The sequence below is a fragment of the Hylemonella sp. GW821-FHT10B10 genome, assembly GCF_059415585.1.
On sequence record NZ_JBWKNN010000005.1, the window covers coordinates 88,329 to 100,567 of the forward strand.

Here is a 12,239-nt window from a genome sequence, read left to right on the forward strand (position 1 = left end):
GTTTTACTCGGTAGCGGCGCCTTCGCTGGTCTGGGCAGCCAGTTCAGCCGACTCCGCTTCGGCGATGGCGCGGCGCTCGGCCTCGTCCATACCCTCGCGGATCTTGCGCGCGTCGTGGTAGGCCATGCCGGTACCTGCGGGGATCAGGCGGCCGACGATGACGTTTTCCTTCAGCCCGCGCAGCTCGTCGCGTTTGCCCATGATGGCGGCTTCGGTCAACACGCGGGTGGTTTCCTGGAAGGAAGCCGCGGAGATGAACGAGTCCGTGGACAGCGAGGCCTTGGTGATACCCAGCAGCAGGTTGGTGTAGGTCGAGGGCACCTTGCCATCCTTGCGCAGCGCGTCGTTGGTATTGAGCATCTCGGAACGCTCCACCTGCTCGCCGCCGATGTAGCCGGAATCGCCGGGGGCCTCGACCACGACACGACGCAGCATCTGGCGCACGATCACCTCGATGTGCTTGTCGTTGATCTTCACACCCTGCAGGCGATAGACGTCCTGCACCTCATCCACGATGTAGCGTGCCAGCTCTTCCATGCCCAGCAGGCGCAGGATGTCCTGCGGGTCGGCCGGACCGTCGACGATGCTCTCGCCCTTGTTGACCACCTGGCCTTCGTGCACCACGATGTTCTTTTCCTTGGGCACGAGTTCTTCCCAGACCTTGCCTTCCGGATCGGTGATCTGCAGGCGAACCTTGCCCTTGGTCTCCTTGCCGAAGGACACGGTACCCGTGACCTCGGCCAGGATGCCCTTGTCCTTGGGGGAGCGGGCTTCGAACAGCTCGGCCACACGCGGCAGACCGCCGGTGATATCGCGGGTCTTCTGGCCTTCGATCGGGATACGGGCCAGCACTTCGCCGGGGCCCACATCCTGGCCGTCACGCACCTGGATCAGGGCGCCGACCTGGAAGCCGATGGTCACCGAGTGATCGGTACCGGGGATCTTGACCTCGTTGCCCGAGGCGTCGATCAGCTTCACCTGCGGACGTACGACCTTGGCGGAACCACGGCGCTTGGGATCGATCACGACCAGGGTGGACAGGCCGGTGACTTCGTCCACCTGCTTGGCCACGGTCAGACCCTCTTCGACGTTCTCGAAATGCGCCTTGCCGGCGAACTCGGTGATGATCGGGCGGGTCAGCGGATCCCAGTTGGCCAGGATGGTGCCAGCCTTGATCGTCTGGTCGGCCTTGACCGTCAGCGTGGCGCCGTAAGGCACCTTGTGGCGTTCGCGCTCGCGGCCATGCTCGTCATGGATGACGATCTCGCCGGAACGGGCGATCACCACCAGTTCCTTCTTGCTGTTGGTCACATAGCGCATCGTGGCATTGAAGCCGATGATGCCGTTGGACTTGGCTTCCACGCTGGAGGCGATGGCAGCGCGCGAAGCGGCACCACCGATGTGGAAGGTGCGCATGGTCAGCTGGGTACCCGGCTCGCCGATCGACTGGGCAGCGATCACACCGACCGCCTCGCCCATGTTGACCAGACCACCACGGCCCAGATCGCGGCCGTAGCACTTGGCGCACAGGCCGAAGCGCGTGGCACAGGTCAGCGCAGTGCGGACCTTGACCTCGTCGACACCGGCGGCTTCCAGCTCCTCGATGACGTCCTCGTCCAGCATGCTGCCGGAGGGCACGAGCACGGCACGGGATTCCGGGTGCAGCACGTCCTCGGCTGCGGTACGGCCCAGCACACGGTCGCGCAGCGACTCAATCACCTCGCCGCCCTCGACGATGGCGCGCATCAGCGAACCTTCGCTGGTGCCGCAGTCGTCCTGCGTCACCACCAGGTCCTGCGTCACGTCCACCAGACGACGGGTCAGGTAACCCGAGTTGGCGGTCTTCAGCGCCGTGTCGGCCAGACCCTTACGGGCGCCGTGCGTAGAGATGAAGTACTGCAACACGTTCAGGCCTTCACGGAAGTTGGCCGTGATGGGCGTCTCGATGATGGAGCCGTCGGGTTTGGCCATCAGGCCGCGCATGCCGGCCAGCTGACGGATCTGCGCGGCGGAACCGCGCGCGCCGGAGTCGGCCATCATGTAGATGGAGTTGAAGGACTCCTGGTCCACCGTCTTGCCGTGGCGGTCGATGGTCTTCTCGGTACGCAGCTGGTCCATCATGACCTTGGAGACCTTGTCGCCGGCCTTGCCCCAGATGTCCACCACCTTGTTGTAGCGCTCACCGGAGGTGACCAGACCCGAGGTGTACTGCTGCTCGATGTCCTTCACTTCCTTCTCGGCGGACTCGATGATCTCGTGCTTTTCCTTGGGCACCAGCATGTCGTCGATGCAGATCGAGATGCCGGCCTTGGTCGCCAGACGGAAACCGTTTTGCAGCAGCTTGTCTGCGAACACCACGGTTTCCTTCAGGCCGCACTTGCGGAAGGACACGTTGATCAGCTTGGAAATTTCCTTCTTCTTCAACGCCTTGTTGATGTTGGAGAAAGGCAGGCCCTTGGGCAGGATTTCCGACAGCAAGGCGCGACCGACCGTGGTTTCCACGAGCTTGGTCTCCGGCACGAACTCACCGGTGTCCTTGTCCTTGGTCCATTCGGTCAGGCGCACATTGACGCGGGCGGTCAGCTCGACCTGGTTGTTGTCCAGCGCACGCTGGACTTCGGTCGTGTCGGCGAAGATCATGCCCTCGCCCTTGCCGTTGGTACGCTCACGGGTCGTGTAATACAGGCCCAGCACCACGTCCTGCGAAGGAACGATGGAGGGTTCGCCGTTGGCGGGGAAGAGCACGTTGTTGGAGGCCAGCATCAGGGTGCGGGCTTCCATCTGGGCTTCCACCGACAGCGGGATGTGCACGGCCATCTGGTCGCCGTCGAAGTCGGCGTTGAAGGCGGCGCAGACCAGCGGGTGCAGCTGGATGGCCTTGCCTTCGATCAGGATGGGCTCAAAGGCCTGGATGCCCAGGCGGTGCAGCGTCGGGGCGCGGTTCAGCAGAACCGGGTGCTCCTTGATCACCTCTTCCAGGATGTCCCAGACCACCGGCGTGCCGGTTTCGACTTCCTTCTTCGCCGCCTTGATGGTGGTGGCGATGCCCATGGCTTCCAGGCGCGAGAAGATGAAAGGCTTGAACAGTTCCAGGGCCATCAGCTTGGGCAGGCCGCACTGGTGCAGCTTGAGGGTCGGGCCCACGGTGATGACGGAACGGCCCGAGTAGTCGACGCGTTTGCCCAGCAGATTCTGGCGGAAACGGCCGCTCTTGCCCTTGATCATGTCGGCCAGGGATTTGAGGGCGCGTTTGTTGGCGCCCGTCATGGCCTTGCCGCGACGGCCGTTGTCCAGCAGCGAGTCCACAGCTTCCTGCAGCATGCGCTTTTCGTTGCGTGCGATGATTTCCGGGGCCTTGAGCTCCAGCAGGCGGCGCAGACGGCTGTTGCGGTTGATGACGCGACGGTAGAGGTCGTTCAGGTCGGAGGTCGCGAAGCGGCCGCCGTCCAGCGGCACCAGCGGACGCAGGTCCGGCGGCAGCACGGGCAGCACTTCCAGCACCATCCACTCGGGCTTGATGCCGGACTTCTTGAACGCTTCCAGCACCTTGAGGCGCTTGGCGTTCTTCTTGACCTTCATCTCGGAACCGGTCAGGTCACCGCGCAGGCGCTCGATCTCGGTGTCGATCTCGATGCCTTGCAGCAGGTCCTTGATACCTTCTGCGCCCATCTTGGCGGTGAACTCGTCACCGTATTCCTTGATCTTGGCGTCGTAGTCGTCCTCGGACATGATGCCGAATTTCTTCAGCGGGGTCATGCCGGGGTCGGTCACCACATAGGCTTCGAAGTACAGAACGCGTTCGATGTCGCGCAGCGTCATGTCCAGCACCAGGCCCAGGCGCGAAGGCAGGGACTTCAGGAACCAGATGTGGGCGCAGGGCGCGGCCAGGTCGATGTGACCCATGCGCTCACGGCGCACCTTGGTCTGCGTGACTTCAACGCCGCACTTCTCGCAGATCACACCGCGGTGCTTGAGGCGCTTGTACTTGCCGCACAGGCACTCGTAGTCCTTGATGGGGCCGAAGATCTTGGCGCAGAACAGGCCGTCACGCTCGGGCTTGAAGGTACGGTAGTTGATGGTCTCGGGCTTCTTCACCTCACCGAAAGACCAGGAACGGATCTTCTCGGGCGAGGCCAGGCCGATCTTGATGGCATCGAAATGCTCATCCGGCGTGAACTGCTTGAACAGGTCGAGTAGGGATTTCATATGACTCTATCCTTTGCGAATTAGGAGCGCTCGAGCTCGATGTCCAGGCCCAGGGAACGGATTTCCTTGACCAGCACGTTGAACGACTCGGGCATGCCAGCTTCGATGGCATGCTCGCCCTTGACGATGTTCTCGTAGACCTTGGTACGGCCCTGCACGTCGTCCGACTTGACGGTGAGCATTTCCTGCAGCGTGTAGGCCGCGCCGTAGGCTTCCAGTGCCCACACTTCCATTTCGCCGAAACGCTGGCCGCCGAACTGGGCCTTGCCGCCCAGCGGCTGCTGGGTAACCAGGCTGTAGGGGCCGGTCGAACGGGCGTGCATCTTGTCGTCCACCAGGTGGTGCAGCTTGAGCACGTGCATGTAGCCGATGGTCGTCGGACGCTCGAACTGCTCGCCGGTACGGCCGTCGAACAGGCGGGCCTGCGTACGGGCGTCGGTCAGGCCCTTGGCCTTGGTAACCTCTTCCGGATAGGCCAGCTTGAGCATGTTGCGGATTTCCTCTTCCGAGGCGCCGTCAAACACCGGCGTGGCAAAGGTGACACCGGTCGACAGGTTGCCGGCCATCTCCACCACTTGCGCGTCGCTCAGCTTGCTCAGGTCTTCCTTGCGGCCGGACGTGTTGTACAGCGTCTCGAGGAACTTGCGCAGCTCGGCCGCCTTGGCTTCGGCCTGCAGCATGTCGCCGATGCGCTGGCCGATACCCTTGCCGGCCCAGCCCAGGTGCACTTCCAGCACCTGGCCCACGTTCATCCGCGAAGGCACGCCCAGGGGGTTGAGCACGATGTCGCACGGGGTGCCGTCAGCCATGTAGGGCATGTCTTCGACCGGAACGATCTTGGACACCACGCCCTTGTTGCCGTGGCGGCCGGCCATCTTGTCACCCGGCTGCAGGCGGCGCTTGACGGCCAGGTAGACCTTGACCATCTTGAGCACGCCCGCGGGCAGCTCGTCGCCCTGGGTGAGCTTCTTGCGCTTCTCTTCGAAAGCCAGGTCGAAGCTGTGGCGGGTCTGCTCCAGCGAGTTCTTGATGCTTTCCAGCTGGCTGGCGACTTCGTCGTCGGCCGGGCGGATGTCGAACCAGTGGAACTTCTCGACGCCGGCCAGGTAGGCCTTGTCGATCTTCGTGCCCTTGGCGAGCTTCTGCGGGCCGCCATTGGCGACCTTGCCGTTGAGCAGCTTCTCGATTCGGTCGAAGGCGTCGGCTTCCACGATGCGCAGCTGGTCGTTCAGGTCCAGGCGGTAGCGCTTGAGCTCGTCGTCGATGATCTGCTGGGCGCGCTTGTCGCGCGTGATGCCTTCACGGGTGAAGACCTGTACATCGATCACGGTACCCTGCGAACCCTGGTCCACACGCAGCGAGGTGTCCTTCACGTCGGAGGCCTTCTCGCCAAAGATGGCACGCAGCAGCTTCTCTTCCGGCGTCAGCGTGGTCTCGCCCTTCGGGGTGACCTTGCCCACCAGCGTGTCGCCCGGCATGACTTCGGCGCCCACGTAGATGATGCCGGACTCGTCCAGACGGTTGAGCTGCTGCTCGGACAGGTTGGGAATGTCGCGGGTGATTTCCTCGGCGCCAAGCTTGGTGTCGCGCGCCATGACCACCAGCTCCTCGATGTGGATCGAGGTGTAGCGGTCTTCGGCTACCACGCGTTCGGAGATCAGGATCGAGTCTTCGAAGTTGTAGCCGTTCCAGGGCATGAAGGCCACCAGCATGTTCTGGCCCAGGGCCAGTTCACCCAGGTCGGTCGATGCGCCGTCGGCGATCACGTCACCCTTGGCCAGCTTGTCGCCCTTCTTGACGATGGGACGCTGGTGGATGTTGGTGTTCTGGTTGGAACGCTGGTACTTGATGAGGTTGTAGATGTCCACACCCACTTCACCGGCCAGGGCTTCGTTGTCGTTCACGCGGATCACGATGCGGGTGGCGTCGACGTAGTCGACCACGCCGCCGCGGTTGGCGGTGACCACGGTGCCGGAGTCGACCGCGGAAACGCGCTCGATACCGGTACCGACAAAGGCCTTCTCGGGACGCAGCACAGGCACGGCCTGGCGCTGCATGTTGGCGCCCATCAGCGCGCGGTTGGCGTCGTCGTGCTCCAGGAAGGGCACCAGCGAAGCGGCCACCGACACGATCTGTGCGGGCGACACATCCATGTACTGGATGCGTTCGGCACCGCAGAGGATGGATTCACCCTTTTCCCGGGCCGAGACCAGCTCGCCGGTCAGCTTGCCGTCCTTGTCCAGGGTGGCATTGGCCTGGGCGATGACGTACTTGCCTTCCTCGATGGCGGACAGGTAATCGATCTGGTTGGTCACCTTACCATCCACCACACGACGGTAGGGGGTTTCGATGAAACCGTACTCGTTGAGGCGGGCGTACAGGGCCAGGGAGTTGATCAGGCCGATGTTCGGACCTTCGGGGGTCTCGATCGGGCAGACACGGCCGTAGTGGGTGACGTGCACGTCACGCACTTCGAAGCCGGCGCGCTCGCGGGTCAGGCCGCCCGGGCCCAGGGCCGAGACGCGACGCTTGTGCGTGATCTCGGACAGGGGGTTGGTCTGGTCCATGAACTGCGAGAGCTGGGAGGCACCGAAGAACTCCTTGAGGGCCGCGGAAATTGGCTTGGAGTTGATCAGGTCGTGCGGCATCAGGGGCTCTTGCTCAGCCTGGCCCAGACGCTCCTTCACGGCCTTCTCGATACGTGCCAGGCCGGCGCGGTACTGGTTCTCAGCCAGCTCGCCGACGCAACGCACGCGGCGGTTGCCCAGGTGGTCGATGTCGTCCACTTCACCGCGACCATTGCGCAGGTCCACCAGGATCTTGACCACGGCGAGGATGTCCTCGTTGGTCAGGACCATGGGGCCATTCGGGTCGTTACGGCCCATCTTGGCGTTGAACTTCATGCGGCCCACTCGCGACAGGTCGTAGGTGTCCGGGTTGTAGAACAGACGCTGGAACAGGGCCTGCACGGCGTCTTCGGTCGGCGGCTCGCCGGGGCGCATCATGCGGTAGATGGCCACGCGGGCGGCGAACTCGTCGGTCGTTTCGTCGATGCGCAGGGTCTGCGAGATGTACGCACCCTGGTCGAGTTCATTGGTGTAGATGCACTGCAGGTCCTGCACACCGGCGGTGCGCAGCTTCTTGAGCAGGGCGTCGGTCAATTCGTCGTTGGCCTTGGCGATGATCTCGCCGGTGTCCGGATCCACGATGTTGCGGGCCACGACACGGCCGACCAGGAAGTCTTCCGGCACGCTGATGTGCGTGGTGGCGGACTGCTCCAGATCGCGCGTGTGACGCGCGGTGATGCGCTTGTCCTTGGCAACAACGACCTTGCCGCTCTTGTCGGTGATGTCGAATCGGGCGACTTCACCACGCAGGCGCTCGGCCACGAATTCCATCTGCGCACCGCTGTCCATCAGGCGGAAGTTGTCATTGACGAAGAAGTTCGCCAGGATGGACTCGGGATTCAGGCCGATGGCCTTGAGCAGGATGGTGACAGGCATCTTGCGACGGCGGTCGACACGGAAATACAGCACGTCCTTGGGGTCGAACTCGAAGTCCAGCCAGGAACCACGGTAGGGGATGATGCGAGCCGAGAACAACAGCTTGCCCGAGCTGTGGGTCTTGCCCTTGTCGTGCTCGAAGAACACACCAGGCGAACGGTGCAGCTGCGACACGATGACGCGCTCGGTACCGTTGATGATGAACGAACCCTTGGTCGTCATGAGCGGCACTTCACCCATGTAGACCTCTTGTTCCTTCACTTCCTTGACCACCTTGTTCTGCGGAGTCGAGGACTCGCGGTCATAGATGATCAGCTGCACGCGCGCGCGCACGGCGGACGCAAAGGTCAGGCCGCGGGTCTGGCATTCGCGCACATCGAAGGCGGGCTTGGCCAGGTTGTATTCGAGAAACTTCATCTCCACAAAACCGTTGTGCGAGACGATGGGGAAGGCGGCTTCGAAAGCGGCCTGCAAGCCCTCGGGGGTGCGTTTGGTGGGCAGGTTTTCTGCTTGCAGGAAGGCCGTGTAGGCGTCCTTTTGCATCTGCAACAGGTAGGGGATTTCAAGCACGCTGTCGCGGCTGCCGAAACTCTTGCGGATCCGCTTGCGTTCGGTATAGGTATAGGCCATGAGATCTCCGGGCTATGAGGTCTTTGGCGACTGGCGCGCCGGGCATCACACCCAGCAGGCTTGGTGGTTGGCCGCTACCAACCAATGGCGGACGGCCGCGCATTGCACGCGGCCCGAACCAAGGCGTCTTCTGCAGTCGGGTCAGAAGTCACTCAAAAACATCCTTGGCGAGGGGGCTTTTGAGTGCGCTCTGTAAGCGCCAAAGGCTGGAGGCCTTTTCAGACACTCCAGCCTTCGAGCAGGACTGAATTACTTCAGCTCGGCCTTGGCGCCGGCTTCCACCAGCTTCTTCACAGCAGCTTCGGCGTCGGCCTTGGGCATGGCTTCCTTGACGGCCTTGGGGGCGCCGTCGACCAGGTCCTTGGCTTCCTTGAGGCCCAGACCGGTGATTTCGCGCACGGCCTTGATGACCGACACCTTGTTGGCGCCAGCTTCCAGCAGCATCACGTTGAATTCGGTCTTCTCTTCGGCAGCAGCGGCGCCAGCGCCACCGCCAGCAGCAGCGGGAGCGGCCATGGCGGCAGCGCTCACACCAAACTTCTCTTCGATGGCTTTCACCAGGTCGTTGAGGTCCATGACCGTCATGCTGTCCAGCGCGGTCAGAAATGCGTCTTTATCGAATGCCATTTTTAATTTCCTAACAATTGGGTTTAACAGGGTTGCCGTGCTTCAAGCAGCGGCAACTTCGCCTTCGCCTTTTTTCGCCGCCAGGGCACCCAGCACCACGGCGGTGCGGGAGATCGGCGACATCAGCAAGCCACACAGCTGTGCCAGCAGCACTTCCTTGGAGGGAATGCTTGCCAGCTGCTTAACGCCGTTGACGTCCAGGGCCTTGCCGCCGTATGCGCCGCCGCGAATCACCAGCTTGTCGTTGGTTTTCGCGAAATCGGCCACCACGCGAGCGGCGGCCACGGCATCGACGGAGAAGCCATAGATCAGCGGACCGGTCATCTTCTCGGCCGCGACTTCAAACTGGCTACCAGCCACAGCACGGCGGGCCAGGGTGTTCTTCAGAACACTCAGGCTCACACCCTGGCTGCGGGCGGTGGCGCGCAGTTTGGTCATGTCAGCGACCGTGATGCCGCGGTATTCCGCCATCACGAGCGTTTGAGCTTTAGCGGCGAGGCCGGTCACGTCATTGATGACCGCTTCTTTCTCACTGCGATTCAGACTCAAGGTCTAACTCCTTCAAAAATGTGTCTGACGACTTGCGCCTGCAGACACGCCTTGCTTGCAGCGACCAACTGTTTACGGAACTCAATCCATCTGCAGCGGGATCGCCATCTACGCTGGCTTTCACTGATTAAGCACAGCAGAACTGTGCGCCAACGGTCTTGGATGGCTCGTCTTGCTTGTGAGCAAAACGACCCACCACTCTAGGCAGCCGTTTCCAGCCGCCCAAATTTCTTGCGATTACGCCGAGATGGTTTGCGTGTCCACGCGGACACCCACACCCATGGTCGACGAAACTGCAACCTTACGCAAAAACACACCCTTGCTCGAAGCCGGCTTGGCCTTGTTCAGCGCTTCGATCAGCGCAGCCAGGTTGCCCTGGAGCTTGGCGGCGTCGAAGGAACGGCGACCGATCGTGGTGTGCACGATACCGGCCTTGTCCACACGGAACTGCACCTGACCGGCCTTGGCGTTCTTCACGGCCGTGGCCACGTCGGGGGTGACGGTGCCGACCTTGGGGTTGGGCATCAGGCCACGGGGACCCAGGATCTGACCCAGGGTACCCACGACGCGCATCGCGTCAGGAGCAGCGATCACCACGTCGAAGGGCATGTCGCCAGCCTTCACGCGAGCAGCCAGGTCGTCCATGCCGACCACGTCGGCGCCGGCGGCCTTGGCTTCTTCAGCCTTGGCGCCTTGGGCGAACACGGCCACGCGCTTGGTCTTGCCGGTGCCGTTGGGCAGCACGACGGCGCCACGCACCACCTGGTCCGACTTCTTGGCATCGATGCCGAGCTGCACGGCCACGTCGATGGACTCATCGAACTTGGCGGTGGCGCACTCTTGCACGATCTTCAGCGCATCGGCCAGCGGGTAAAGCTTGTTGCTGTCGACCTTGCCTTGCAGGGCTTTTTGTTTCTTGGTGGTCATTTACACGCCCTCCACATTCACGCCCATGGAACGGGCAGAACCAGCGATGGTGCGAACGGCGGCGTCCAGGTCGGCGGCCGTCATGTCCTTCATCTTGGTCTTGGCGATTTCCTCGAGCTGGGCACGGGTGATCTTGCCGACCTTGTCCGTGTGCGGACGGGCCGAACCCTTGTCCAGCTTGATGGCCTTCTTGATCATCACGGTCGCCGGGGGCGTCTTGATGATGAAGGTGAAGCTCTTGTCCGCGAAAGCGGTGATCACCACCGGCAGCGGCAGACCGGGCTCGACGCCCTGGGTCTGGGCGTTGAACGCCTTGCAGAACTCCATGATGTTCAGACCGCGCTGGCCCAGAGCGGGACCAATCGGCGGCGAGGGATTGGCCTTACCAGCCGGCACTTGCAGCTTGATAAAACCGACGATTTTTTTCGCCATGCTTTTCTCCTTACGGGTGATAGCGCCTGGGCAATCTGCCTGGGCTCCCCGGGGTTAACGACTCATCGAGACAACATCCGCGCCGAGTCGAAAAGCGCGAACTGAAAATTCTTGCCGGACCTCTCAGGTCTTCTCGACCTGGGAGAACTCCAGCTCCACCGGCGTCGAGCGGCCGAAAATGGTCACCGCCACGCGCACCTTGTTCTTCTCGTAGTTGACTTCCTCGACCGTGCCGTTGAAGTCGGTGAAGGGGCCGTCCTTGACGCGCACGTATTCACCCACCTCGAACTCAACCTTGTGCCGCGGCTTGTCGGAGCCTTCCTGCATCTGGTTGACGATTTTCATGACCTCTTCTTCGGAGATCGGGGCCGGGCGGTTCTTGGCACCACCCACGAAACCGGTCACCTTGTTGGTGTGCTTCACCAAGTGCCAGGTGTCGTCACCCATCACCATTTCCACCAACACGTAGCCGGGGAAGAACTTGCGTTCGGTGGTGCGCTTCTGGCCGTTCTTGACCTCGACCACCTCTTCCATCGGCACCATGATGCGGCCGAACTTGTCTTGCATGCCGGCGCGGTTGATGCGCTCGATGATGTTGCGCTCGACCGCCTTCTCCATGCCGGAGTAGGCGTGCACGACATACCAGCGCAGATCCGGATTGGCCGGCTTGGCCGCCGGTGCGGACGAAGCATCTACCACGTCAGTCATTACTTCCTCCAGCCCAGAATCAGGTCAAAAATCGCCCACTCGAGGGTCTTGTCGGTCAGCCACAAAAACAGGGCCATCACCACCACGAAGGCGAAGACGTAGGCCGTCATCTGGATCGCTTCCTTGCGCTCCGGCCAGACCACCTTGCCGACTTCGCGCCAGGCATCGCGACCGAAAGCCAGCAGGTCACGCCCAGTCTGGGCCGTGAAGAAAACAATGACAGCCGCAGCCACGCCAGCCAGCAAGGCAGCCCATTGCACCAGGGCACCCTGCTTGCCGAACCAGTAGAAGGCCACCAGGCCAGCCAGCAGCAGCAGCACTGCCGCAACCAGCTTGAGCTTGTTCGCCCCGCTACCGACCGTTTCCACTTGTGACGTTGCCATTTTCTAAATTCCGCTTAGCGCCTGTATCAAAACCACTGCATCTCTTGAGACGCTGAAGCCCGCCACGGGGGTGGCGGGCTTTTTGTGCACCAACCTGCCTCGGCAGATCAGGTGGCAGGGGCAGTAGGAATCGAACCTACAACCTTCGGTTTTGGAGACCGACGCTCTGCCAATTGAGCTATACCCCTACTAAACCTTTACGCAAGGATCTTGGCCACCACGCCGGCGCCCACGGTCTTGCCGCCTTCGCGGATGGCGAAGCGCAGGCCTTCTT

The 12,239-nt window shown here is 62.3% G+C and carries 9 protein-coding genes and 1 tRNA gene; all 10 read right to left on the reverse strand.

Features of this window, described 5'->3' with window-relative positions; all coding sequences use genetic code 11:
* Positions 1-3: 3 nt before the first annotated feature.
* Positions 4-4,206, reverse strand: a complete 4,203-nt coding sequence (gene rpoC, locus AC07NT_RS18060) for a DNA-directed RNA polymerase subunit beta' (RefSeq protein WP_498600335.1) — start codon at positions 4,204-4,206, stop codon at positions 4-6.
* 20 nt (positions 4,207-4,226) lie between these two features.
* Positions 4,227-8,339 carry a DNA-directed RNA polymerase subunit beta gene (gene rpoB, locus AC07NT_RS18065; protein WP_498600336.1) on the reverse strand — a complete coding sequence of 1,371 codons (4,113 nt, stop codon included), beginning with the start codon at positions 8,337-8,339 and terminating at the stop codon, positions 4,227-4,229.
* 249 nt (positions 8,340-8,588) lie between these two features.
* Complete coding sequence (gene rplL, locus AC07NT_RS18070) at positions 8,589-8,966, reverse strand: 50S ribosomal protein L7/L12 (RefSeq protein ID WP_498600338.1); 378 nt, start codon at positions 8,964-8,966, stop codon at positions 8,589-8,591.
* A gap of 42 nt (positions 8,967-9,008) precedes the next feature.
* On the reverse strand, positions 9,009-9,515 hold the full coding sequence (rplJ, locus tag AC07NT_RS18075; RefSeq protein ID WP_498600340.1) for a 50S ribosomal protein L10: 507 nt from the start codon (positions 9,513-9,515) through the stop codon (positions 9,009-9,011).
* 237 nt (positions 9,516-9,752) lie between these two features.
* On the reverse strand, positions 9,753-10,442 hold the full coding sequence (gene rplA / locus AC07NT_RS18080; protein ID WP_498600342.1) for a 50S ribosomal protein L1: 690 nt from the start codon (positions 10,440-10,442) through the stop codon (positions 9,753-9,755).
* Complete coding sequence (rplK, locus tag AC07NT_RS18085) at positions 10,443-10,874, reverse strand: 50S ribosomal protein L11 (RefSeq protein ID WP_498600343.1); 432 nt, start codon at positions 10,872-10,874, stop codon at positions 10,443-10,445.
* Between the two features lie 123 nt (positions 10,875-10,997).
* Positions 10,998-11,582, reverse strand: coding sequence for a transcription termination/antitermination protein NusG (gene nusG, locus AC07NT_RS18090; RefSeq protein WP_498600345.1), 585 nt, complete (start codon positions 11,580-11,582; stop codon positions 10,998-11,000).
* Positions 11,582-11,965 carry a preprotein translocase subunit SecE gene (gene secE, locus AC07NT_RS18095; protein WP_498600346.1) on the reverse strand — a complete coding sequence of 128 codons (384 nt, stop codon included), beginning with the start codon at positions 11,963-11,965 and terminating at the stop codon, positions 11,582-11,584. Before secE ends, nusG begins: the two co-directional genes overlap by 1 nt.
* 112 nt (positions 11,966-12,077) lie before the next feature.
* A tRNA-Trp gene (locus AC07NT_RS18100) sits at positions 12,078-12,153 on the reverse strand.
* A 9-nt stretch (positions 12,154-12,162) separates the two neighbouring features.
* Positions 12,163-12,239 (reverse strand): EF-Tu C-terminal domain-related protein (locus AC07NT_RS18105; RefSeq protein WP_493035514.1); only part of this gene is annotated, 77 nt, incomplete at its 5' end.